Source organism: Terrabacter sp. Soil811, from assembly GCF_001429655.1.
GTDB lineage: Bacteria > Actinomycetota > Actinomycetes > Actinomycetales > Dermatophilaceae > Terrabacter.
Window position 1 is genome coordinate 734,242 of sequence record NZ_LMSX01000001.1, and the last position, 24,177, is coordinate 758,418.

The 24,177-nt window shown below is 74.0% G+C and carries 21 protein-coding genes; 15 read left to right on the top strand and 6 right to left on the bottom strand.

The genetic code is table 11. The features are described 5' to 3' along the window. The first annotated feature begins 140 nt into the window (after positions 1 to 140). The 5 genes from ASH01_RS03380 to ASH01_RS03400 all read left to right on the top strand — a co-directional run bounded on the left by ASH01_RS03380 (position 141) and on the right by ASH01_RS03400 (position 5,885). Positions 141 to 1,502: a cation:proton antiporter domain-containing protein gene (locus ASH01_RS03380; protein WP_056771281.1), complete on the top strand. Its 1,362-nt coding sequence runs from the start codon at positions 141 to 143 to the stop codon at positions 1,500 to 1,502. 186 nt (positions 1,503 to 1,688) lie between these two features. Next, positions 1,689 to 2,783, top strand: a complete 1,095-nt coding sequence (locus tag ASH01_RS03385; RefSeq protein ID WP_056771282.1) for a glycosyltransferase — start codon at positions 1,689 to 1,691, stop codon at positions 2,781 to 2,783. Beyond that, positions 2,771 to 3,853, top strand: a complete 1,083-nt coding sequence (locus tag ASH01_RS03390; protein ID WP_056771286.1) for a glycosyltransferase — start codon at positions 2,771 to 2,773, stop codon at positions 3,851 to 3,853. The genes ASH01_RS03385 and ASH01_RS03390 overlap by 13 nt, the downstream gene beginning before the upstream one ends. Next, positions 3,850 to 4,971, top strand: a complete 1,122-nt coding sequence (locus ASH01_RS03395; RefSeq protein WP_082619369.1) for a glycosyltransferase — start codon at positions 3,850 to 3,852, stop codon at positions 4,969 to 4,971. The genes ASH01_RS03390 and ASH01_RS03395 overlap by 4 nt, the downstream gene beginning before the upstream one ends. Positions 4,972 to 5,021: 50 nt before the next feature. Then, complete coding sequence (locus tag ASH01_RS03400) at positions 5,022 to 5,885, top strand: glycosyltransferase family 2 protein (protein ID WP_235509513.1); 864 nt, start codon at positions 5,022 to 5,024, stop codon at positions 5,883 to 5,885. A 3-nt stretch (positions 5,886 to 5,888) separates the two neighbouring features. Here the strand turns inward: ASH01_RS03400 and ASH01_RS23185 are convergent, their stop codons facing one another. Then, positions 5,889 to 6,299 carry a universal stress protein gene (locus ASH01_RS23185; protein WP_162263858.1) on the bottom strand — a complete coding sequence of 137 codons (411 nt, stop codon included), beginning with the start codon at positions 6,297 to 6,299 and terminating at the stop codon, positions 5,889 to 5,891. A gap of 297 nt (positions 6,300 to 6,596) precedes the next feature. On the opposite strand from ASH01_RS23185, the gene ASH01_RS23190 reads away from it, so the two are divergent. The 9 genes from ASH01_RS23190 (at position 6,597) to ASH01_RS03450 (ending at position 14,553) form a co-directional block, all read left to right on the top strand. Further along, complete coding sequence (locus tag ASH01_RS23190; protein WP_056771293.1) at positions 6,597 to 7,244, top strand: hypothetical protein; 648 nt, start codon at positions 6,597 to 6,599, stop codon at positions 7,242 to 7,244. A gap of 1 nt (position 7,245) precedes the next feature. After that, positions 7,246 to 7,749: a pyridoxamine 5'-phosphate oxidase family protein gene (locus tag ASH01_RS03415; RefSeq protein WP_056771296.1), complete on the top strand. Its 504-nt coding sequence runs from the start codon at positions 7,246 to 7,248 to the stop codon at positions 7,747 to 7,749. Between the two features lie 202 nt (positions 7,750 to 7,951). Next, complete coding sequence (locus ASH01_RS03420) at positions 7,952 to 9,754, top strand: GAF domain-containing sensor histidine kinase (protein WP_162263859.1); 1,803 nt, start codon at positions 7,952 to 7,954, stop codon at positions 9,752 to 9,754. Then, positions 9,730 to 10,473: a response regulator gene (locus ASH01_RS03425; RefSeq protein ID WP_056771303.1), complete on the top strand. Its 744-nt coding sequence runs from the start codon at positions 9,730 to 9,732 to the stop codon at positions 10,471 to 10,473. The genes ASH01_RS03420 and ASH01_RS03425 overlap by 25 nt, the downstream gene beginning before the upstream one ends. A 343-nt stretch (positions 10,474 to 10,816) precedes the next feature. Beyond that, a complete protein-coding gene (locus tag ASH01_RS23195; protein ID WP_056771306.1) occupies positions 10,817 to 11,155 on the top strand; it encodes an ANTAR domain-containing protein in 339 nt (112 codons plus the stop codon). 150 nt (positions 11,156 to 11,305) lie between these two features. Further along, positions 11,306 to 12,925 (top strand): LCP family protein, encoded by a 1,620-nt coding sequence (locus tag ASH01_RS03435; RefSeq protein ID WP_056771311.1) that lies wholly within the window; start codon positions 11,306 to 11,308, stop codon positions 12,923 to 12,925. Between the two features lie 116 nt (positions 12,926 to 13,041). Continuing rightward, entirely contained in the window at positions 13,042 to 13,590 is a 549-nt protein-coding gene (locus ASH01_RS03440; RefSeq protein ID WP_056771314.1) for a copper chaperone PCu(A)C, read from the top strand. 55 nt (positions 13,591 to 13,645) lie between these two features. Then, the gene (locus ASH01_RS03445; protein WP_056771317.1) at positions 13,646 to 14,044 is read left to right on the top strand and encodes a nitroreductase family deazaflavin-dependent oxidoreductase; all 399 of its coding nucleotides are present in this window, start codon (positions 13,646 to 13,648) and stop codon (positions 14,042 to 14,044) included. 59 nt (positions 14,045 to 14,103) lie between these two features. Then, positions 14,104 to 14,553 carry a hypothetical protein gene (locus ASH01_RS03450; RefSeq protein ID WP_056771318.1) on the top strand — a complete coding sequence of 150 codons (450 nt, stop codon included), beginning with the start codon at positions 14,104 to 14,106 and terminating at the stop codon, positions 14,551 to 14,553. A 54-nt stretch (positions 14,554 to 14,607) separates the two neighbouring features. On the opposite strand, the gene ASH01_RS03455 is transcribed toward ASH01_RS03450, so the two are convergent. Beyond that, complete coding sequence (locus ASH01_RS03455) at positions 14,608 to 16,047, bottom strand: carboxylesterase/lipase family protein (protein WP_056771324.1); 1,440 nt, start codon at positions 16,045 to 16,047, stop codon at positions 14,608 to 14,610. An 83-nt stretch (positions 16,048 to 16,130) separates the two neighbouring features. Beyond that, positions 16,131 to 17,648, bottom strand: a complete 1,518-nt coding sequence (locus ASH01_RS03460; protein WP_235509514.1) for a leucyl aminopeptidase family protein — start codon at positions 17,646 to 17,648, stop codon at positions 16,131 to 16,133. Positions 17,649 to 17,766: 118 nt separating this feature from the next. Here ASH01_RS03460 and ASH01_RS03465 point away from each other — a divergent pair, with 118 nt between their 5' ends. Further along, the gene (locus ASH01_RS03465) at positions 17,767 to 19,572 is read left to right on the top strand and encodes an SLC13 family permease (protein WP_056771331.1); all 1,806 of its coding nucleotides are present in this window, start codon (positions 17,767 to 17,769) and stop codon (positions 19,570 to 19,572) included. On the opposite strand, the gene ASH01_RS03470 is transcribed toward ASH01_RS03465, so the two are convergent. From ASH01_RS03470 to ASH01_RS03480, 3 genes are all read right to left on the bottom strand, one after another. Further along, positions 19,547 to 20,677, bottom strand: coding sequence for a lysylphosphatidylglycerol synthase transmembrane domain-containing protein (locus ASH01_RS03470; RefSeq protein ID WP_082619372.1), 1,131 nt, complete (start codon positions 20,675 to 20,677; stop codon positions 19,547 to 19,549). The two genes, ASH01_RS03465 and ASH01_RS03470, sit on opposite strands and share 26 nt — an antisense overlap. A gap of 5 nt (positions 20,678 to 20,682) precedes the next feature. After that, positions 20,683 to 20,889, bottom strand: a complete 207-nt coding sequence (locus tag ASH01_RS03475) for a hypothetical protein (RefSeq protein WP_056771338.1) — start codon at positions 20,887 to 20,889, stop codon at positions 20,683 to 20,685. A gap of 110 nt (positions 20,890 to 20,999) precedes the next feature. Then, positions 21,000 to 24,041, bottom strand: a complete 3,042-nt coding sequence (locus ASH01_RS03480) for a LuxR C-terminal-related transcriptional regulator (protein WP_056771341.1) — start codon at positions 24,039 to 24,041, stop codon at positions 21,000 to 21,002. Positions 24,042 to 24,177 lie beyond the last annotated feature (136 nt).

Genomic DNA, 24,177 nt, shown 5'->3' on the forward strand with positions numbered 1-24,177 from the left:
ATGGGCGCGAAGGCTCGTGGGTCGCCCTCCTCGTTCGGGGCTTGCTGCCCCCCGGTGCAGCACGGTCTCGCCGATCGGCGAGCCGCTGGGGCGGGTAGGTCATCATGAGGCCCACTCTGAGGAGCAACCCGCATGTCGTCATGTCGATCAACCTGATCTACCTCATCGCCGGTCTGGCGATGTTCCTCGCGGCCGTCCTCCCGGCCGTCCTCGACCGGTATGCCGTGTCGGCCGCGATGGTGCTCCTGCTCCTCGGCATGGCCATCGGGCTGCTGCCGCTGCCCGAGGGGATGCGCCTCGACCCGGTCGTCATCCGGCCGCAGGTCGAGCGGGTCACCGAGTTCACGATCCTCGTCGCGCTCATGGGCGTCGGCCTCGCGATCGACCGCTCGTTCGACTGGCGCAGCCGCGCCGCCTGGGCCGCGTGGTCGCCGACGTGGCGGCTGCTCGCCATCGCGATGCCCCTGACGATCGCGTCGGTGGCCCTGCTCGGGTGGGGTCTCGGCGTCGCCCCCGCGGCGGCCCTGCTGCTCGGCGCCGCGCTCGCCCCGACCGACCCGGTGCTCGCGAGCGACGTCCAGGTGGAGGGTCCGCGGGTCGACGGCTCGGGCAACGCGGGCGAGGCCGACGACGACGGCGCCGACGACGGCGAGGCCCTCGGGGAGCCCGTCGACGAGCAGGACGACGTCCGTTTCGCCCTGACGTCCGAGGCCGGCCTCAACGACGGGCTCGCGTTCCCCTTCGTCACGGCCGCGGTGCTCCTCGCGTCGGCCGGAAGCTTCTCGTCGTGGGGTCTGCACTGGCTGGCCTGGGACCTCGTCGGCAAGGTCGTCGTCGGCGTGCTCGTGGGCGTGGCCGTCGGGTGGGGCCTGGCAAAGGTCGCCTTCCGGTCGCCGCGCCGGTCGTTGCGACTCGCCGAGCAGGGCGAGCCACTGCTCGCGCTCGCCGCGCTGGTCATGACCTACGGGCTGAGCCAGCTCGTCGGGGGCTACGGCTTCCTCTCCGTCTTCGCGTGCGGCATGACGCTGCGGGCCGCCGAGCGCAACCACCGTTACCACCGCTCGATGCACGAGGTCGTCCAGCGCCTCGAGCGCCTGCTGACCCTCATCATCCTGCTCATGCTCGGGATGGCGATGACCAAGGGCGTGCTCGGCGAGCTCGACTGGCGCGGCGTCGTCATCGCCGTCTCCCTCGTCTTCGTCGTCCGCCCGCTGTCCGGCTGGGCGAGCCTGCGGCTGCGCGCCCGCCCGGCCGACCTCCCGGGCGGGCTCGGCCGCCGCGAGACGCTCGCGACGGCGTTCTTCGGAGTCCGCGGCATCGGCTCGCTCTACTACCTCGCCTTCGCGGCCGGCGAGCACGCCTTCGCCGACGAGCGGTGGCTGTGGTCGACGGTCGCCTTCACCATCCTGCTGTCGGTCATGGTCCACGGCACCCTCGCCACCCCCGTCATGCGCTACCTCGAGCGCCGGCGGGAGCGCGCCGGCGCGGCGGGGCCGGCCTGACGGCAGACCCCCGCCGGTCCGGCGAAACCACCGCATACCGCGCACGATCCACCGGATCGGTGTGGCCGGGCCGCTACCCGGGTATGGGCCTGCTGGAGGCTCCAGCCCAGCGGCCCCCCGAACCCGCGCCGGCGCCCCCTCTTCCTCCCTCGGTGCGTCGGGCGGCGTGCACCGAGAGGCAACCGGTTGAGTCCCGTCATCGCGTCCGTCCCCGCAGGCCACGTCTACGTCCGTCACCTCGCTCCTCCTGACGGCGACACGACGGTGACGCGGCTGGCGGACCCCCGCCCCCGCGCCGACGTGCCCGACGCGCAGTGGTGGCCGCCGCGGATGCTCGAGCCCGGCTGGGTCGACGCCCATGCCACCGACTTCGACGTCATGCACGTGCACTTCGGCTTCGATGCCGTGTCACCCGACGACCTCGCCCGGGTCGCCTCGAGCCTGCGCCGCCACGGGAAGCCCCTCGTGCTGACCGTTCACGACCTGCGCAACCCGCACCACCACGAGCGCGAGCTGCACGACGCGCAGCTCGGGGTCCTCGTCGAGGCGGCGGACGCCCTCATCACGCTCACTCCCGGCGCCGCGGCGGAGATCGCCGAGCGGTGGGGGCGCGAGGCGCTCGTCGTGCCCCATCCGCACGTCGTCGAGGAGCCGCGCCTGTCCCGGCCCCGAGTGCCGCACCGCGGCTACGTCATCGGGGTCCACGCCAAGAGCCTGCGCGCGGGCATGGACCCGCTACCCGTCATCGAGCAGATCGTCGCCACCCTGCCGGAGATGCCCGGCGCCCGGCTGCGCGTCGACGCCCACACCGACGTCATGACCCCGGGCGGCCCCCGACATGCGAGCGACCTCGAGCCCCGGCTCCGGGAGCTCGCAGCGACCGACGGCGTCGACCTGCGCGTCCACGACTACTTCAGCGACGAGGAGCTGTGGGACTACCTCCAGTCCCTCGACGTCTCGGTGCTGCCCTACCGCTTCGGCACGCACTCGGGCTGGCTCGAGGCGTGCCACGACCTCGGGACGACGGTCGTCGCCCCCGACTGCGGCCACTACGCCGACCAGCGTCCGTGCCTCCTCTACGGCGCGCCGGGATCCGTTGCGGGCGGCGCTGCCCCGACGCTCCGGGACACCCTCCTGAGGGCGTACCACGAGCGGCCCTCGTGGCGGGCCGAGCCGGAGGAACGCCGGCGCGAGCGCCACGACGTCTCGCGCTCCCACGAGCAGGTGTATGCCGCCGTGCTGGCTGCCGCTGCGGAGCGGGGTGTCGCGTGCGCGTCGTGATCCTCGCTGCCGCGAGGCACCCCATCGCGGAGCCGTTCGCCGGTGGCCTGGAGTCGCTGACGTGGCACCTCGTGCGAGGGCTGAGGCGACAGGGTGTCGACGTGTCCTTCTTCGCCGGCCCGGGCAGCGACCCGGCGCTGGGGGCCACCCCGCTCCACGTCGAGCCCCTGCGCCTGAGCCACACCGCCCGGAGCGACGCGTCGATGGTGCCGGAGGCGTGGCTGCGCGAGCACCACGCATACCTGCAGGTCATGCTGGCACTCCAGCAACGTCCCGATGTCGCGGTCGTGCACAACAACAGCCTTCACCACCTGCCCGTCGCCATGGCCGACTCGCTGCCGTCGCCCGTGCTCACGACCCTGCACACTCCGCCGACCCCGTGGCTCGAGCCCGCGATCGAGATCGGCGCTCGGTCACGAAACCCCTTGCGGCACAGCCACTTTGTGGCCGTGAGCGAGCACACCGCGCGGTCGTGGGCGCACGTCACCCCGGCGCACGTCGTGCACAACGGCGTCGACGTCGACCGATGGGTCGAAGGACCCGGCGGCGAGGACCTCGTCTGGGTGGGCCGGCTCGTGCCGGAGAAGGCACCACACCGGGCCATCGCCATGGCACGGGCGGCAGGCCGCCGGCTCCGCCTCGCGGGCCCGGTCGGCGACGCGGACTACTTCACCCGGCACGTCGCGGGCGAGCTCGGCGACGACGTCGAGTACGTCGGCCACCTCGGTACCGACGGCCTCGTCACCCTCGTCGGGGCGAGCGCGGCCATGCTCGTGACGCCGGAGTGGGACGAGCCGTACGGCCTCGTCGCCGCGGAGTCCCTCGCGTGCGGCACGCCGGTCGTGGCCCTCGACCGCGGTGGCCTGCGCGAGTTCGTCGTGCCCGGCGTCGGGCTGCTGCTCCCCCGCGACTGCGACGACGCAGCTGCCGCCGAGGCCGTGGCCGCAGCCGTCGACCTCGACCGCGCTGCGTGCCGGGCCCATGCCGTCGTCGCCTGCTCGGTGGACCGCATGGTCGAGAGCTACCTCGGGATCTACGAGTCCCTCAGCGCGATGTCCGGTGCCGCATGATCGGCTGGTACGTCCACCACCAGGGGCTCGGCCACCTGACCCGCCTGCAGGCCGTCGCCGAGCACCTCAGCTCGCCCGTCACGGGGATCAGCTCCCTTCCGGCCCCCGACGGATGGCCGTCGGAGTGGCTGCAGCTCGACCGCGACGACCGGATGCCCGCCGGCGAGGTCGTCCGCGCCGACCCCACGGCGGGCGACGTGCTGCACTGGGTCCCGCGGCACGACGCCGGACTGGCCCACCGTGCCGCTGCACTGACCGAGTGGGTCGCCCGGACGCGGCCCTCGCTCGTCGTCGTCGACGTGTCGGTGGAGGTGGCGACGCTCGTCCGGCTGTGCGGCGTACCGGTCGTCGTGCTGGCGATGCCCGGAGAGCGCACCGACCGCGCCCACGTCCTCGCCTACGACCTCGCCGATGCCCTGCTCGCCCCGTGGCCGGAGGCGGCCCATGCGACCGACTGGCCCGGGTCGTGGCGAGACAAGCTCTGGGCGGTCGGGGGCATCTCGCGTTTCGACGACCGGGTCCCGTCGCGTCGACGCACGTCCCTCGGCTCGGCCGCGGGCGGCATCGAGGCGTTGGCGGACGGCCCTCGCCCGTCTGGCCCGGAGCCCGACGAGCCGTCGCCGCGACGCGTCCTCGTCCTCTGGGGCGGCGGCGGACGGTCGACGTCCGCAGCGGAGGTGGCCGCCGCCCGGGCCGCGACACCGGGCTGGGAGTGGGTCGAGCGCGGCCCTGGCTCGCCGTCGCCCGACCTGTGGGCCGACCTCGAGTCAGCCGACGTCGTCGTCACGCACGGCGGCCAGAACGCCGTCGCCGAGGTCGCCGCGGCGCGCCGTCCTGCCGTCGTCGTGGCCCAGCCGCGCCCCTTCGACGAGCAGGTGGCGACGGCCGCCGCCGTCGACCGGCTCGGGGCCGCGGTCGGCGTCCGCGCCTGGCCGCTCGCCACGGCCTGGCCCGGCCTGCTCGAGCGGGCCCTCGACCGCGGCGGGGAGGGCTGGCGCCGGTGGTCCACCGGTCAGGGGGCGGCCTCCGCAGCGGCCAGGCTCGACGAGCTCGCCGCCCGCCACGACCGCCACGACCGCCACGACCGCACTCGCGACGACATCCGCACGGCGTCGTGACACCCGCCCTCCCACCGACAGCCGTGACGCCCGCGGGCAGGGCGCCCCGCGTGGCCGTGGTGACGATCGTGCACGGGCGGCACACGCACCTCGCGCGCCAGCTGTGGGGCCTGCGTCGCCAGACCCGGCTGCCGGACCTGCAGGTGGTCGTCGCGATGGACGACCCGGAGGTCGAGCAGCTCGCCCGGTCGCAGGCGGGGCCGTGGGACGTGCGGGTCGAGAGCCTGCCGCGTCGCGAGGGAAGGCTTCCCCTCGCCGCGGCGCGGAACCTCGGGGTCGCCGTCGCCTCCCGCGCCGGCGCCGAGCAGGTCATGCTCCTCGACGTCGACTGCATCCCGTCACCAGGGCTCGTCGAGCGGTATGCCGCCGTCCTGGGCGACGAGCGCCGGCGCAGTCCCGGGCCGGACGTGGCACCGCTGGTCCTCGCCGGAGAGGTGGCCTACCTGCCACCGGCCCCGGCGGGACGCGACTACCGCGACCTCGACCTCGCGGCCCTGGCCTCGCCGCACCCGGCCCGGCCGACCCTGGCCTCGGACGAGGTGCGTCCTGCCGAAGACCTGCGGCTCTTCTGGTCCCTGTCCTTCGCGCTGACGGTGCGCTCGTGGAACGCCGTCGGGGGCTTCGACGAGGCGTATGTCGGCTACGGCGGCGAGGACACCGACTTCGGCCAGCGCCTCGGCGCCTCCGGTGGGCGCCTGCTCTGGGTCGGCGGTGCCGCAGCACACCACCAGCACCATCCGACGAGCTCGCCGCCCGTCCAGCACGTGCACGACGTCGTCGCCAACGCCAACCGCTTCGCCCGCCGGTGGGGCTGGTGGCCGATGGAGGGGTGGCTCGACGCGTTCGCCACCCTGGGGCTCGCCCGGCGCGACCCCGACGGCACGTGGCAGGTCACCGACGACGCGCCCGGCTGAACGTCAGCGGGCGAGGACCACGGTGCTGAGGGCGTGCTCGACGACGGCCCGGCTCGTCGAGCCGAGCGACATGCCGGCGAAGCCACCGCTCCCGGTCGCCCCGAGGACGACGAGATCCGCGACCGCGGACAGGCTGATCAGCTGCTCGGCAGCATGCCCCGAGAGCACCTTCTGCTCGACGACGACGTCCGGGAAGTCGTCGGCCACCTCGTCCACGACCTCCCCGAGGAAGGCGCGAGTGGCCTCCTCCGGGTCGGACGTGAACCACCACGGCGACGCACCGATACGCTCGGGCGGCGCCAGCGGGTAGAGGTGCCACACCGCGACCGCGACGACCACGGCCCCCTTGGCGTCGGCGTCAGCACAGGCCCAGCGCAGCGCGGCCCTGCTCTGCTTCGAGCCGTCAACCCCCACGACGATCCTGCCCCTCGGCCGAGGCGCGTCAGCCCCCCGCACCCCAGCGGGCCGTGTCGCCACACGTGCCGCCCCGGGGCGCGCCGGACCTGGGTCGCGCTGTCTCGTCTCGTCCATGGTGCTCACCTCTGGGTCCAGCGTCTGCCGCGGACCGGACTGCCGACAGATGCATCGGTCCTGTCCGATCCGGGACCTTGGTCCCGGCCCCTGGCGACCTTCGGCCGTGTCATGACCCGCCCACCGGCGCGCACCATCGATGCAGCGCCGTGCCCGGCGCCGCCGACCAGGGAGAGCACCATGTGCACCGTCCTCATCACCTACTCGACCCCACCACCCCCGCCGGAGGCGGCGCCCGAGTCGTACGCCACGGGCGTCCTCCCGACCGGAGTGGCCACGGGCGCGCCGGCCACGCCCCCATCGTCGTCCTCGTTCGCGGCGACGACCGCGGGGATCGACGAGGCCATCGCCGCGTCGATCGCCGATGAGCTCTCGCGCGCCGGGCACCGCGTCACGTGCCGCCCGTGCGTCGCGATCACGTCGACGGAGGGCTTCGACCTCGTCGTCGCCGTCGACCACCTGCACGTCAGCCACTGGAGCGGCCGGCCGTCGGTCCCCGTCCGGCCCACGGAGCCGCCGGGCGCCGGCGCCGAGGCGGGACCGGAGGACGGCCGGTCCACCATCCCGATGACGTGGTGCGCCGACTGGCGTGCCGTCGACGCGTGGGCGCGCAGCGTCGGCGACCACCTCGTGCACTTCCTCGAGGTGCGCACCGAGCTGGCCCGGGTGCGTGCCGAGCTCGACCGGTGCCGAGCGATGCTCCGCGCCGTGACTCCCGAGCCGCGCCCGGTCAGCGCCGTCGAGCTCGGACGGCCCGTGGGACGTGACTCCGGCCGCGCCCACCACCCCCAGCGCCTGGTCTCGGCCGGGCCGACGCCGAGGCCCTGACATGACGACGACCGGCCGGCCGGCCGGCGAGAGTGCGGACCACGCGGACCACGGGCAGCGGTCGAGCCGACGCATCAACTATGCCGACCTGACCCCGACCGAGTGCCAGGCCCTGCTCGAGTCCCGCAACGTCGGGCGCATCGGGTGGAATGCCGGCCACGGCCCCCAGATCTTCCCCGTCAGCTATGCGTGCGCGGCCGACCTCATCGTCTTCCGGACCTCGCCCTTCGGCGTGCTCTCGGAGCTCGTGCGGCCGACCCAGGTGGTCTTCGAGGTCGACGACCTCGACGACACGGCACACACGGGGTGGAGCGTCATCGCACGCGGTCGCGCCCAGGCCGTCGCGTCACCCGCGCTGCTCACGCACCTCTGGACGGTCGAGGGTGCCGAGCCGTGGGCCGGTGGCGTGCGCAACGTCTTCATCGGGATCAGCGTCGAGCGGATCACCGGTCGTTCCTTCGGATCGCAGCGCGTGCCGTCCGCCGCGCGACGCAGTGCCCGCTGACGGCCCGCCCCGTCCTGCGACAACGAGCCACCGGCGCAGCCGCGCGGGCCTAGCCTTGGGTGATGACGGCGACGCGCGCGACCGGCCGACGGGTGCGGACGGCCGCCGTGTCTGGGCGGACGACACGCTGATGGTCGAGCGTGTCCCGTCGCCCCGCCCGGCCGGCGCATCTGGCCCGGGCGCTTCGGCACCCACGGCAGGCGTGGAAGCCTCGACGGGCTCGACCGGCTCGGCGGAGGACCGGCTGCGCGGGCTGCTCGCGGCCAACCGCTCCGTCGTCTCGGAGCTCGCGCTCCCTGCCGTGCTCCGCCGCATCGTCGAGGCAGCACGCGCCGTAGCCGGCGCCCGCTACGCCGCGCTCGGGGTCATCGGGATCGACGGCCGGCTCGAGCAGTTCATCCACTCGGGCATGGACGCCGAGGTGGTCGAGCTGATCGGCCACCTGCCCACCGGGCGCGGCGTGCTCGGAGCCCTCATCGAGGAGCCGGAGCCGATCCGGCTGCACGCCATCTCCGACGACCCGCGGTCCGTCGGATTCCCGGCCGGGCACCCTCCGATGCACGGCTTCCTCGGGGTGCCGGTGCGCTCCCGGGGCGAGGTCTTCGGCAACCTCTACCTGGCCGAGCGCGTCGACGGCTCGGACTTCTCGTCCGACGACGAGGACCTCGTCGTCGCCCTCGCCGCGAGCGCCGGTGTGGCCATCGAGAACGCTCGCCTCTACGAGGAGTCGCGACGACGCCAGGAGTGGCTGCGGGCGTCGGCCGAGATCAGCCGCGACCTGCTCCGGCCCGGCCTCGGCGAGCAGGTCCTCGTCCGCATCGCCGACGCGGTGCTGCGCCTCGCCGACGCCGACGTCGTCACCCTCGACTTCCCCGACCGCGAGACCGACGCCGCCCTCGCCGACGCCGACGAACCCCTGGCGTATGCCGTCCGCCTCGTCGTCGGGGTCGCGCGCGGGGTGGGTGCCGACGGCCTCGTCGGAACGGCATACCGCTCCGGTCCCTCGCTGGCCGGCACGGCGATGCGCGAGCGTCGGGCGGTCCTCGCCGAGGCGTCCGGGCCGGCCGACCCGACCCTCGTCTCGGTCGCCGAGGCAGGGTCGGGCGGGCCGGCCATGGCCTGTCCGCTCGTCGGCGAGGCCGGGGTGCGCGGCGCCGTCGTCGTCGCCCGACGGGCCGGGAGCCGCCCGTTCACCCGTGCCGACGTCGAGATGGCCGAGCAGCTCGCGACCCACGCCGCGCTCGCACTCGAGCTCGCCGACGGCCGCGCCGACGAGGAGCGCATCGCGGTGCTCGAGGACCGCCACCGCATCGCCCGCGACCTGCACGACCACGTCATCCAGCGCATCTTCGCGACAGCCCTGTCACTCGAGGCGGTCACCGAGCGGACCGCCGACACGACGGTCCGCGGCGCCCTGGGCCGAGCGGTCGAGGACCTCGACGAGACGATCCGACGGATCCGCGCTTCGATCTTCGAGCTGCAGGAACCCCCGTCGTCGCTCGACGCCCGCGCCGTGCTGCTCGAGGTGGTCGCCGCCGCGACCCCAGGTCTCGGCGTCGAGCCGACCCTGAGCCTCGACGGGCCGGTCGCGACGGTCATCGACCCCGTGCTGCTCCACGACGTCACGGCCGTCCTCCGCGAGGCGCTGACCAACGTCGTCAAGCACGCGCGGTGCTCCGCCGTCTCCGTCCGCGTCGCCGTCACGGCGGAGGCCGTCACGGTCGAGGTGACCGACGACGGTCCGGCCACGCGGGGCGCGGGGGCCGACGGCGCGCGGCGCGGCAGCTCGGGGACACCGGCTGACCGCGACGCCACCGACGCCGCCGACGCCACCGACGCCGCCGACGCCACCGACGGCGCCGGACGGACCACGCGCCCGCCCGAGCGACGGCACCGCGGCCTCGCCAACCTCACGAAGCGCGCCCACGACCGCGGCGGGGACTGCACGCTGACGACCGACGAGAGGGAGACGGTGCTGAGATGGACCGCCCTGCTGACCCCGTGACGACGCCGATCACGGTCTTCCTGCTCGACGACCACGAGATCGTCCGCCGAGGGCTCATCGACCTGCTCGAGTCGCACGACGGCTTCCGGGTCGTCGGGGAGGCCGGCACCGCCGCCGAGGCCCTGCGACGCATCCCGACGCTCGCCCCCCAGGTGGCGCTGCTCGACGCTCGGCTCCCCGACGGGAGCGGCATCGACGTGTGCCGCGAGGTCCAGGTGAGCAGCCCCGGCACGCGCTGTCTCATCCTCACCTCCTACGACGACGACGACGCCCTCTTCGCCGCGGTCATGGCCGGGGCCTCGGGCTACCTGCTCAAGCAGATCCGCGGCACGTCCCTCACCGAGGCGGTCGCGCACGTCGCCGCCGGCCACTCCCTCATCGACCCGGCCCTCGTCGAGCGCCTGCTCGAGCGGATCCGCCGACCCCAGGGCGCCGACTCCGCGGACGGCGGCGGTGAGCACCCGTCGGGGCGGGTCGGGTCGGCGCGACCGGGCTCGCGCACCGGGACCCTGACCGACCGGGAGCAGGAGATCCTCACCCTCATCGCCGAGGGACTGACCAACCGCCAGATCGGCGACCGCCTGCACCTCGCCGAGAAGACCGTCAAGAACTACGTGTCCGGCCTGCTCGCCAAGCTCGGCTTCGAGCGCCGCACCCAGGCCGCGGTCTACGGCGCCCAGCACGGCACGGAACGCGCGGAGCACCACGAACGCAGGTGACGGCATACGCCGAGCCGAAGGCTGTAACGGATGCACGCGGGCCGCGATGGTGTGGGTGAGGCGGCACCCGATCCCCCGAGCGGGTGCCGTCTCGCTGCACCTCCGGCGCCGGTCCCGCCGGCGACGTCACCGCCGCCCCTGGCTGGTTGAAGAGCGACGATGGCGCCGGGTGACGAGTACCCAGCGAGAGCCGCGTCAGTCGCCCGCCTCGTGTCCCGCCGTACCGGACGAACCGGACGCCCCACCCGCTCGACCCCATCTGTCGGACCGGTCCCCTAGGCTTGACGCGCGCCAATCGCGGTCGAGCAAAGGCCGCCGGCGGGGTACCAGTAGGAGTTTTCGCATGGAGCCACACGTCGTGGCGGGCACCTCGCCCAGACACGGGGTCGACACGGTCTTCGGGGCGTCCGACGACGCCGACGAGCAGCTGACCGCGGTCGAGACCTACCTCCTCGAGGCGCTCGAGCGCCTCGACGCCGCCGAGTCACGCGCCCTCCAGCTCGAGGCCGCCCTCGCCCACAGCCGTGACATCGGCGCCGCCATCGGCATCCTCATGGCGCTGCGTCGCGTGACGCGGGAGCAGGCGTTCGACGAGCTCCGGAGGGCCAGCATGGCGCGCAACGTCAAGCTGCACGTGCTCGCGCTCGAGGTCGTCGAGACGGGGCGCATCGATCAGTCGTGACCCGCGGGGCCGCCGCCCCGCCGGCACCCCGGCACGTCCCCGTCCCATCCCTCGGGATGAGCCTTTCGCCGAGGTGCTTCTGCTGGGCGCCTCCGAGAGGCATGATGTCGATCGGTGACCTGCGCACGTGGCCAGGCCGGGAGGAGCAGGATGCAGCCGGACGGCGCTGCGCACGAGCCGCGGCCGCAGGACGCGCCGGAACCGGCCGCGGCCGGGCCGGGTGAGCCGGGTGAGCGGGGTCGCAGCCAGGTGCGCCGTGAGCTTGGGTCCGGCTTCCGCCGCGCACTCGGTCTCACCGCCCTCGGCACCGTCCTGCCGGGCGCCGGGCTGACGCAGACCCGCAGCCGCTGGGTCGGCTGGACCATCCTCGGCATCACCCTGGCCGCGGTCGCCGGGGCGGCGTACGCCGTGCTGACCCAGGGCGTCACGAGTGCTGCGCTCACGGTCGTCGCCAGGCCCAACCTGCTCCGCGGAGCCGTCGTCGTCATCGCGCTCTGGGGCCTCGTCTGGTGCGCGTCGATCGTCCTCACGGCCGTCCAGGCGCGACCGGGTACGCTCGACCGCGGCCGCACCGGCCTGCTCGCCGCCTTCACGACGCTCATGGTGCTCGTCGTCGGCGGCGGGGCCTTCACCGCCGCGGACTATGCCCTCATCACCCAGGACACCGTCGAGGTCGTCTTCTCGGCGCCGCCGTCGCGACCGGGCGTGGGCGCGAGGGTCGTCGAGGGCGACGACCCGTGGGCCGAGCAGGCCCGGGTCAACCTCCTGCTGCTCGGCTCCGACGCGGGCTCCGACCGCATCGGCACCCGCACGGACTCGATGATCGTCGCGAGCATCGACACGCACTCCGGGCGCACGACGCTCATCTCGATGCCCCGCAACCTGCTCAAGGCTCCGCTCGCCCCCGGCAGCCCCCTCCGCGCCCGCTACCCGTCCGGCCACTTCGGCTCGCCCGAGCGGTCCTGCGCCCAGAACGAGCCCGGCGCGACCGGCCAGTGCATGCTCACCAACCTCTACAGCGAGGCGGAGGGGTATGCCGTCGACCACCCGGGCGCCTACCCCAAGGGTGTCGTGCCGGGCCGGGAGGAGATCCGCGGCACCGTCCAGCAGATCGTCGGGCTGACGATCGACCACGTCGTCGTCATCGACCTCAAGGGCTTCTCGCTGCTCATCGACGCCATGGGCGGGCTCGACATCAACGTCAAGGACGCCGGCACGGGCGGCCCGCTGCCGATCGGTGGGCGCGTGACCGCCGACCAGCGCATCGTCGGCGTCAAGGCGTGGTTCACGCCCGGGCGCCAGCACCTCGACGGGTGGCACTCGCTCTGGTACGCCCGCTCGCGTGCCGCCGACAGCGACACGTTCCGGCAGGCCCGGCAGCGGTGCGTCGTCCAGGCGATCGTCGGGCAGGTGAACCCGGCCGAGATGGTGGCGCAGTACCCCCAGCTGGCCCGCATCGCGCGCGACAACATCTACACCGACATCCCGGCCCGGAGCCTGCCTGCCTTCGTCGACCTCGTCGAGCGGGTGCAGAAGGCCAAGGTCAACAGTGTGACGCTGACCCTCGACGACGGCATCAAGCCGTGGGACCCCGACTACGCCAAGGTCCGCGCCCTCGTCAGGAAGGGGATCGCCGCGCCGAAGCCGGCGAAGACGCCGACGCCGACGTCCACGACGCCCGGTTCCGCGGGCGGCACGGGCGCGGCGACCCGGACGCCGCGCACCCCCGCGACGCCGAGCCCGACGACGACGCCGTACGCGCAGTGCTGAGGCGGACCCGGAGCCCGCGGCTCCGGGTCCGCCCGCACCGGCGACCACCTCCACCGCCTGAGGATCACCCCCGACGGGGGAATCGCCCGACGCGCGTCCCGCCTAGCGTGACGGCCATGAGGACCAGCCCGATCGTCGTCGCCGCGCTCCTGTCGGTCAGCGTCGTCCCGCTCGCTGCGTGCACCTCGCAGCCGGACCCCGTGCAGGCGCGCATCACCAACCCGGCGCGTGGCACGAGCGTCAACGCCGAAGTCGGTTCCCTCCGGCTCCTCGCGACGCGCATCGACGCCCCGGAGGACCGGAAGCTGCTCACCGGCTCGAACACGGGGCTCTTCACCACGCTCGCCAACGACGGAGCCACCGCGGACCGGCTCGTGGCCGTGAGCACCGCCTACGCCAGCCAGGTCATCACGCGCCAGGGCACCGACGGGCCCGAGGGCCCCGTCCAGGTCGACGTCCCCGCCAACGGGGTGGTCTCGCTGCAGTACCCCGGCGGCCTCCACCTCGAGATGGTCGACCTCAAGCTCGACGTGCGGGCCGGTCGGCTCCTGCCCGTGACCTTCCGCTTCGAGAAGGCCGGGAGCGTCACGGTCAACGTCTTCGTCGACGGCTTCGGTCTGCCGACCGTCTCGCCCGTCTCCCCCGTGGCACCGGCGACGAGCTGACCGGGGCCGACCCGCCAGACCCGCGAGCGCCGAGCTCAGTCGAGAGGATCGCGCCATGGACCCCGACCACTCACCGGGTGAGGCCACCCGGGCTGCGTTGACCCGCAGCCAGCTCATCGACCTCACGACGACAGGCCGGCGCACCGGCCGACGACGGCGTATCGAGATCTTTCTGCACCATGACAACGGGCAGCTCTTCATCACCGGGATGCCCCGGGCCGACCGGACGCGCGACTGGATCCACAACATCGAGGCCGACCCCCACGTCGTGGTCCACCTGAAGCAGTCGGTCGTCGTCGACGTGCCCGCCACGGCGCGCGTCGTCACGGACCCTGACGAGCGCCGGCCCTTCATCGAGGCTGCCGCCAGACGTTGGCGGCGCACGGACGTGCCGGAGATGCTCCGGTACAGCCCGCTCATCGTGCTCACGGTCGATGACTCTTCCGACCACTGACCCCACGACCGGTCGACGGCCGCTCGTGATCCGGACCGACGAAGGGGCCGGCGACCGCCGTGGCCACGTGGGCTGAGTTCGCCGACGCCGAACCAGATCTCGCGGCCTTCGCTCGGGAGCGGATGGCGGGTCGGATCGTCTACCTGGCCACGCTGCGGCTCGACGGTGGCCCACGTGTGCACCCGGTGTCCCCGTGGCTCGCGGCCGGGCTGCTGTGTGTGTCGTTCCGCGACACCAGCCCGATGCTCCGCGAGGTGGGACGTGACCCGCGGTACGCGTTCCACACGGCGCAGCCGTGGGACGACCACACCGGCGACCACGGGGAGTTCATGGCACGCGGCTCGCTGGAAGAGCTCGCTCCCTCGCACCCCGCAGTGGTGGCGCGCCCGAGCCAGACGGCATACGGCCTGGTCCACTATGCGTGCTCGGTCGCGGAGGCCGTGGCCACGGAGTACACCGACGAGGAGATGCCCGTCCGCCGACGGTGGACGGCGCCTCCGTCGGCGTGACCGGGTGGCGGCGACGTCACCCACGGGGCCCCAGGCGTGCCTCGCCGGACCCGACTACACCTGGGCCAGGTCGAGCACCTGAGGCGGCTCGCTCCAGATCCGGCGGGAGACCTGCTCGGGATAGCTCGTGACCTCCGGCTCGGCATCGAACAGTCGCGTCGCTCCGGTGTCGTAGGAGGGCCACCCGGGGTCGCCGTTCGTCGCGAACGCCGTCCACGCGCTCCGCATCTGCTCGGACACCGCCTCGGCCTCCGCCGTGGGGCGGCCGATGAGCAGGGCCGGCTGACCGACCGTGAGGGTGCCGAACACGAGCGGCACGTCCAGCCCGTGGCAGGCCCCGAGGACCCCGCCCATGCCGGGTGCCGGCCAGGTCAGCTCGTAGAGGTGGACCCGGCCACCCGCGGCCAGCTGGGCCTCGGCGAGGTGCAGGGACGGCATCCGGAAGAGCCAGTCCGACCGCACCACGTCGTAGAGCTCCTCGGGGTCGGGGAAGCTCTCGCGGTAGCGCCCCGGGTCGGGGCCGAAGATCTCGGCCGCCTCGAAGGCCTGCGCCTCGGTGATCGCGCCCAGCTGCCCGCTCAGCGCCGTGAGCAGCCGCTGCTCGTGGCGCGTGTGGCCGACCATCAGCTCGACCCGCCCGGTCAGCCCGAGCCACGGGGTCGTCGGGAGCACGTCACCGTCGACGACCGGCGCCAGGGGGACGTGTGCGTGGGCCGCGCGCCCCCAGCGGTCCGCGTGCAGCCCCATCGTCGCCGCCACGGCATCGGCGGCTGCGGGCAGGGTCCGGGGGTCGGCCGCCGGCAGCTCGGAGGGGTCCAGTCCGAGCTCGGCCGCGCAGGCCCGGGTGATGTCGGCGGCCAACCGAGGGGTGAAGAACGTGCCGGGCAGGCTCTGCGCGACGGCCCGGTGGAAGAGCCCGGAGGCGCGGGGCATGGCGAGCAGCGCCGCCACCGAACCGCCACCCGCGGACTGGCCGAAGACCGTGACCCGCTCGGGGTCGCCGCCGAAGGCGCCGATGTTGTCGCGGACCCACTCGAGCGCGGCGACCTGGTCCAGCAGCCCACGGTTCGCCGGCGTGCCGTCGACCCAGCCGAAACCGTCCAGGCCGACCCGGTAGTTGAAGGTCACGACGACGACCCCGCCGCGCGCTAGGAGGCCCCCGTCGTACTCAGGCAGGCCGGACGTGCCGAAGAGGTAGGCGCCTCCCTGGATCCAGACCATGACGGGTGACCGGCGCCCCAGCCCCGGCGACCAGACGTTGACGGTCAGCCAGTCGTCGCCCTCGTCGGTCGGGGCGTCCATGCCGAAGGCGGCCGACTGCGGCGGCGGTGGACCGAACGCGCGGGCCGGGCGGGTGCCGGCCCAGGGCCGCACCGGTCCGGGGGCTGCGAAGGGAGCGGGCGGGGCGGCGTACGGGATGCCGCGGAAGACGGCGAGGCCGCCCTCGGTGGCGCCGCGCACGACGCCACCCGTGACCTCGACGTCGATGTCCACCCGACGATTGTCGCCGCGACCCCGGCCGCGGGGCCAGCCCATTTCGCCGGGGTCGGTCCGCGCCGGAGCGGCACGGACGGCGTTCACCTGCCGGGCGTGGCCGGCCTCTCGAACGCGCAGGCGAGCTCGATGAGCAGCCGGCTCCCGAAGCCGGTGGCCCCCTTGTTGCGCCAGCCTCTGGCCTCCGGCAGCTGTGCCGTGCCCGCGATGTCGATGTGGGCCCACGGCTTGTCGCCGACGAACTCCTCGAGGAAGAGGGCCGCCGTGATCTGGCCGGCGTTCGGACCGCCGAGGTTGGTCATGTCGGCGATCGGCGAGTCGAGCTGCGACCGGTAGCGGCGATGCAGCGGCAGCGGCCAGACCGGCTCGTCGACCACCGCCCCCGCTGCCCGGACCTGGTCGACGAGCGCGTCCGAGTTGCCCATGACACCGGCGATGTCGACACCGAGGGCCCGCAGGCACGCACCGGTCAGGGTGGCGATGTCGACGATGGCGTCGACGTCGAGCTCGACGGCGAGAGCGAGCGCGTCCGCCATGACGAGACGTCCCTCGGCATCGGTGTTGAGCACCTCGACGGTCTTGCCGTTGCGCATCCGGAGCACGTCGCCGAGCTTGAGCGCCGAGCCGGAGGGCATGTTGTCGGTGCACATGAGGTAGCCGGTCACCTCGGTCTGGCAGCCGACGGCACGCAGCGCGGTCATGGCGGCGAGCACCGTGGCAGCACCGGTCATGTCGTTCTTCATCTGCGCGTGCGACTCGTCGCTCGGCTTGAGGCTGATGCCGCCGGAGTCGTACATGATGCCCTTGCCCACGAGGGCGAGGTGCCCGCGCGACTCGCCCTCCGGCACGTAGTGCAGACGCACCATGCGCGGCTCCTCGACGCTGCCGAGGTTGACCCCGAGCAGCCCGCCGCACCCCATCTCGACGAGCTCGTCGAGGCCGACGACGTCCACGTCCAGTCCGGCGTCGGGGCCGAGCTCCTGTGCGACCTCACCCATGCGGGTCGCGGTGAGCGCCGCGGCAGGACAGTTGGCGAGGTCGCGGCCGACCGCTGCCGCTCGCGCGAGCACCTCACCACGACGGACGCCCTCGACGACGGCCTCGGAGTGCTCGGCGGGGGCGATGAGGACGAGCCGCTCGAGGACCGGTTCGTCGTCGGTCTCGCTGATCCGGAAGCGCCATCGGGCGAGGAGGACACCCTCGGTGGCGGCGCGGGCGAAGTCGGCCGGCGACACGCCGATCTCCCGGTCGGGCAGCTCGACCGCGAGGCGGGTGTGCAGGGGCACGGCCCGGGCGAAGGTCGCGGCGAGGTCACGCACCGCAGCCTCGTCGATGTCGTCGACCGCCCCGATGCCGACGGCGACGAGGGCTCGGCCACCGCTGGGGATCACGATCGTCTGCCCGCGCTTGCCGGTGAAGCCGGCGGCGCCGAGGGCGGCCGCGTCCTGCCCGAGGTCGGCCGGCGGCTCGGCGCCCTCCGCCACCGGCACCGCGACCGCCCCGACCTCGTCGGCTCCGGGCAGGTCGGTGACGACGTCGACCGTGACGGACGACCGGGTCGACGGGATGGGATCCAGAGTGCGCATGGCAGGAGTGCTCACGCCGACTCCTTCCGGAGACGTTGGTCTTGGTCCTAACGAGCATGGCCGCGCCGCCCCCGCGACCGATTCACCCGTCGTGGGTGACCGCACCACGCCTCCCGGCACGGACGATGGGGCGATGAGCCCCGCGACGACGAGCCTGGTGGTCCTCGCGGCAACCGTCGTCCTCTTCATCTGGAACCGCCTGCCCGTGGGCGGGGTGGCGGTCCTCACCTGCCTCGCGCTCTACGCGACGGGACTCGTCGACGCGGACACGGCCCTGTCCGGGTTAGGCGACCCGGTCGTCGTCTTCATCGCCTCCCTCTTCGTCGTCAGCGAGGCCATCGACTCGGCCGGTGTGACGACGTGGGCGGGCCAGCGGCTCATCGACGTCGTCGGTGACGGAGCGGTGCGCCTCATGGTCGCGGTGCTCGGTCTGTGCGCGGTCCTGACCGCCGTCATCACCCTCAACGGCTCGGTCGCCGCCCTCCTGCCCATGGTTCTCGTGCTCGCCACCCGGATCCGGCGGTCGCCCTCGCTCATGCTCATGCCGATGGCCTTCGCCGGGAGCGCCGGATCCCTCCTCGCCCTGACAGGCAGCCCGGTCAACGTCATCGTCTCCAACGCTGCCGTCGACGCCGGTGTCGAGCCGTTCGGCTTCTTCGACTTCGCCGTCGTCGGCCTCCCCCTCGTCATCGGCACGGTGACGCTGGGGGTCCTGCTCGGGCCACGGGTGCTGCCCCGCCGGTCCTCCTCCCAGCCGGTCCGTGACCTCGGTCGGCACGCGAGCCGGCTCGCCGCCTACTACGAGCTCCACGACGGCTTCTACCGCCTCCGGGTGCGCCCGGGGTCGCCCGTCGTCGGGGTGCCCGCGTCGAGACTCGACCTCGCGGCATACCCGGGGGTGACCCTCATCGGCGTGCAGAGTGCCGGCGGTCACGCCGTGACGGGAGCGACCCCGGTCGGGGACGACGACGTCGTCGTCGTCAGCGGGGCGAGCGATGCCGTGAGCCGCCTCGTGCCCGAGCTGCGCCTCGCCGTCGCGATGCGACCGGTCACGGTCGAGTCGGCCGGCATCATGAACCGCGAGGTGGGCGTGGCCGAGGTCGTCGTCCCGCCACGCTCGCCACTCGTCGGTGAGACGTCCTTCCCCGGCCAGATGCGTGGCAGCGACCTCGTCGTGCTCGGGATCCGCCGGCTCGGGAAGGACCTGGGTGCGACGCCGCACGAGCTGACGGCCGGGGACAGCCTCCTGCTGCACGGCACGTGGACGTCGATCGAGGAGCTCGTGCACGACCGTGACGTGCTCCTGGTCGACTCCCCGGATCTCGTTCGGCGACAAGCAGTTCCGCTCGGTCCACGGTCGGGCCGGGCGATCGCCGTCCTCCTCGTCATGGTCGTCCTGCTCGCACTGGGACTCGTGCCGCCGGCGATCGCGGGCCTCGCCGCGGCCACCGCGATGGTGCTGACGAGGGTCGTCAGCGTCAACCAGGCCTACCGCGCCGTCTCGTGGCAGACCGTCGTGCTCATCGGCGGCCTCATCCCGCTGTCGACCGCGATCGAGACGAGCGGCGCGGCCGACCTCGTGGCCAGGGGGCTCATCGACGTCGTGGGCGAGGGCCGGCCCTACCTCCTCCTCGTCGCGCTCTTCGGCCTCACCGCGGTCGTCGGGCAGGTCGTCAGCAACACCGCGACGGTGCTCATCGTCGTGCCGATCGCGGTCGCAGCGGCCCAGGAGACCGGCGTCTCGGTGCTCCCGGTCCTCATGCTCGTCGCGGCCGCCGGGGCCGCGTCGCTGCTCACCCCGATCGCGACGCCCGCCAACATGATGATCATGGGCCCGGGCGGCTACCGCTTCGGCGACTACTGGCGCCTCGGTCTGCCGGTCCTGCTCCTGTGGCTGGTCGTGGCCGTCATCGTCATTCCCCTCGTGTGGCGCTTCTGACGGCTGCCGCCTCGGCGACGTGGGCGCGCCGCCACCGCGTGACCGTCACGGTTCCGAGTGCGAGCGGAACGAGCATCCAGCACACGCGGAAGACGACGAGCCCGGCGACGGCCTTCGTCTCGAACGGTCCCTGCTCCAGGCCGAGGATGGCGATGACGGCGGCGTCGAGCACCCCGACGCCGCCGAAGGGCAGCGCCGTGAGGGGGTAGCTGACGAGCAGGGCCACGACGATGGTGACGGTGGGGGCCACGAGCGCCGGCACGCCCGCGAAGCGCAGCGACAGCACGAGCAGCAGCGCCTCGCTGAGGACCAGCCCGACCTGGCAGGCCATGGCCCGGCCCCAGCCGCGGCGCAGCACGTCGCCGGCCTGCCGGACGAACTCGGTGGCGCGGGTCGACCACGCCGCGGGATCGACCCGCGGGGTGACGCGCCGCAGCTGGTGGCCGACCCATCCAGCGGCACGCGCGGCGGGCCGCTCACCGCGCGACGCGATGACGAGCCCCGCGACGACGACGAGGCTGACAGCGCCGCTCGAGACAGCAGTCCAGACGTATGCCGGCTCGGCCTGTCCCGCGACCGCGGCCAGTCCCAGCCCGAGGACGGGCGCGCCGAAGCGCGCGACGTAGTAGGTCAGGGTGTTGAGCGAGATGCCGGCGATGGCCTCGGCGGACGGGATCCCCCACGACCGGAGCATCGCGATGCGCAGCACGACGTCGCCCGGTGGGGGTGCGACCGTCGCGACGAGGTTGGCCGACAGGTCGTTCGACACCGCCCGGCGCAGTCCGAGGGACGGCACGAAGACCGCGAGCGGGCCGGCGTTGAGGCACTGACGCAGCGCGACGACGCACAGCAACGCCAGGACCTGGACCGGAGCCAGGCCGGTGACGGCGTCCCACACGGCCGACCAGTTGACGCGTCGCACGACGCGGGAGAACCACCACAGCGCGACGAGCGTCAGGCCGATCCGCAGGGCACCGACGAGCAGCGCCCGCCGACGCAATGACAGCAGCGACTGCTCGGCTCGCGACGGCGGCTCCTGCGGCTGCTCGGACCGCCATGGCTCAGGGGGGCCAACCGCAGAGTCCCCCACGGGCTCCTGGGTCACCGGCGCTAGTCCGGGAGTCGCCGCAGCTCGAGGAGCGTGAAGCCGAGGTCCTGGAAGCGGTCGAGGATGCCGTGCAGGTGCGGCGCGTCGACGACGTCGCCGTACATGACCGAGCCCAGCGCGCCGACCTGGACGGTCGACTCGTCGAGCTCCGGGAAGGCCGCGCGGGCGACCTCGGGGATCTGCTCGGCCAGGATGAACTCGTAGCGCACGCCGCCCCCTTCGCGGGTCGGGCCGGATGCCGAAGGCTCTTGATCCGATCGTGCCGGTCCGGGTGCGTCGTGGCGTCACCCCGGGCGGGTGACCTCGACCTGCCGGCGACCTAGAGGAGCCCGAGGCGGCGCGCTGCGGCCACCGCGTCGCGGCGCGACCCGACACCGAGCTTCTGGAAGAGCGAGCGCATCTGCGTCTTGACGGTGTTGCGGCTCACGGCCCGCGCGTCGGCGATCTCGGCGACGGTGAGCAGCGATGGCAGCTCGCGCAGCAGGCTCAGCTCGCGGGCGCTGAGGGCGACGTCGAGCAGCGGCTCCGGCCGCAGGTCCGGAGCCTGACGGGAGTGCTCGCGCAGCTCGAGGGCGAACGGCTCGAGCTCGCCGAACCGTCCCGCACCGACGGCGAGGACCTCGGCGACCTCGGGCGCGACCTCGAGCACGGTCCGGAGCGCGTGCTGGGGAGCGGCTCGGGTGAGGGCGACGACGAGTCCCTCGTGCGCGACGGTGGCCTGGGCGTTGCGGTGGGCCACCACCGCCTTGACGAGGTGCGCCGTGACCGCCGCGCGCAGGGGAAGCACCGCCGGGTCGACCGCGAGCAGGGGCGCGACCGCCGATCGGGCAGCGGCGTCGTCGCCGTCCCACAGGTGGCGCACCCCCGACATGACGGCGACCTCGACCTCGCACCCGGGCAGCCCGGCGCTCAGCTGCTCGACCTCGAGGGCGAGCCGCGGGAAGCCTGCGAGCAGCACGATCCGATGCGCCCGGGACAGCTCGCCCACGGCGAGGTCCGCGGTCATCGACAGTCGCGACACGTCCCTGGCTCCGGCCATGACCCGGGTGACCACGTCCTGCCGGGCACCGGGCTCGTCCGCGGCCTCCTCGAGATCGAGGTCGGCCTCGAGCATCCGCGCGAGCCGACCCAGCTGCTCGAGGCCGCGTGCCGCGGTCGTGTAGGCGTCGTCACCGGACTCCCCGTCCCCGGGCATGGGCACGGGCGCGGGCGCGGGCGCGGGCATCATCGACGAGACCTCGGCGATCAGCGCGAGGGCGGTCACGTTGCGGTCCCGCGCGGTCGCGATGTCGAGGACCTGATGGGCGCCCCACGCCGCGAAGACATGGGCGGGCAGCAGCCGGGGCGACAGGGCCCACGGCGTGCCTTGCGCCTCGGCGAGCACGCGTTCGGACCATGCCGTCATCTCGACGAGGTCCTCCTTGCCGGCCGCGACCGACGCGAGCCCGACCATGGCCTGAAGGGCGGACAGCAGGTGCCCGGCACGGCGGGCGGTCCCGAGGGCCGCACCGTAGGCCGTCCGGGCGTCGTCGAGACGTCCGGCGCCGAAGAGGACGCCACCGCTCGTCAGCTCGTCGAGCAGGTCGAGGTCTGCCCGCGCATGCTCATGGGGCACGCGACCCATCTGCCGACTTCGCTCCGAAAGCCTCTCTCCCACAAGAGGGCTCGCGACGGGATCGTCGAGGGGAGGCACGACGTGGCCGCGCGTGGACCGGCTGCCCGACCACGTCCGGAAGGTGGAGGACAGCTCGGCGGCCAGCCCGTCGGCGACCCTCTCGTCGCCGCTGGGCTGGGCGCCGAGTCGCGCGGCCGTGTCAGCGACCGAGCGTCGGCCCACGTCGTCACCGACGAAGGAGAGCCAGCGGAGGCCGACCGCCAGCAGACGCTCGAGGGGCAGCGCACCGGGATCGTCCTGCCCGGTGCCGTCGGGCGCCGGCTCGACGTCGGCCTGGGCACCATCTGCCTCGCCCGCGAGCCACGTGTCGGGCTGCGTCGCGAGGGACACGAGCTGGATCCGGGCGGCCTCCGGGTCCGACAGGTCGAGGCTCGCGAGGGCTGCGACCGCGGTCATGACGGGGTCACCGATCGGGACCGTGCGCACGGCGGCATCGATGTCGGCGGCCCGGCCGTCGAGCAGCAGGTGGAGCGCGTGGTGGTGGATCACGTCGCTCATGAGGTCGAGATCCCCCGCCGCCTCGGCGTGACGCAGCGCCCGTCCCGGGACGTCGTGGGCGGCATACCACCGCGCGGCGCGGGCGTGGACCTCCCGGGCACCTCGGAGGCTGCGGGACTCGAGCATCGCGCCGAGGTAGCTGCGCAGCAGCACGTGGTAGCGATAGGTCGGCGGCCCGACCCGGTCGGCGGTGACCATGGCGTTGTCCGACGAGAGCGCCTCGAGCAGCGCACCCGCGTCGTCGCGCCCGGTCACGGCGGCGGCGAGATCGGGCGTGAGGTCCTCGAGGACCGAGGTCGAGACGAGGAAGTCACGCACCTCCTCGTCGAGGCTCGCCAGCACCTCCTCGACGAGGTAGCCCGACATCGCGCGGTGGCTCCGTGCGAACTCGCGGAGGAAGGCGTCGGCGTCGCGGCCTCGCGCCAGCGAGACGGCCGCCAGGGCGACTCCGGCCGCCCACCCCTCCGTGAGCTCCTGCAGGTGGCGCACCTGGCCGTCGTCGAGGGCGACGTCGTGGCGGGACAGCAGCTCACGGGTGTCGTCGACGGAGAAGCGCAGCCGGTGCTCGCGCACTTCGAGGAGCCGCTCCTCGAGGCGCAGGCGGGCCAGGTGCAGTCCCGGGTCGGCACGCGTGCCGACGACGACGTGCAGGTGCGCCGGGGCCCAGCGGACGATCAGCTCGACGAGCTCGAGGCACCGCGGGTCGCGGACGAGGTGCAGGTCGTCGAGGACGAGCCACGTGTCCGCCGGAGCCTCACCCGCGAGCTGGACGAGACGGGCCACGAACGCGTGCCCGACCCGGCTCGGGACCGTCTCCGCGTCGGCTGCAGGGACGTGGGCGCCGACGGCCGCCCGGAGGGCGCCGAGCAGCGTCTCGCCCATGACCTGGGGGTCGTTGTCCTCACGGTCGAGCGAGGCCCAGCCGACGAGGTCGCCGCGCTGCTCCAACGCGCCCGACCAGTCGGCGAGCAACGTCGTCTTGCCCGTGCCGACGGAGCCGGCGACGAGCACGACCGTGCCGCTGGCACGCTCGGTCGCCGAGTCCAGCGGGAGCGGCGCCGGGATCGTGGCACGTCGCACCGTGCGAACCGTGAGGCCGGGCGGTCGGTGCTTGGGCGAGCGCCGGAGGGCGGCGGAGCCGCGCCCGTCGATGTGGCCGTCGGTCGTGCGCGCAGTCCCCGAGTGCACGGCGTCAGCCCTGGCCGGAGGACGCTGGAGGTCGCCCGGAGGTCTCCGGGGGGTCGGCGGCCTGTCGGTGGGAGGGAGGACGTGCTGGGAGGGTCATCACGGTGCACTTTCGTGAGGGGTCACGCCTGCGACACGT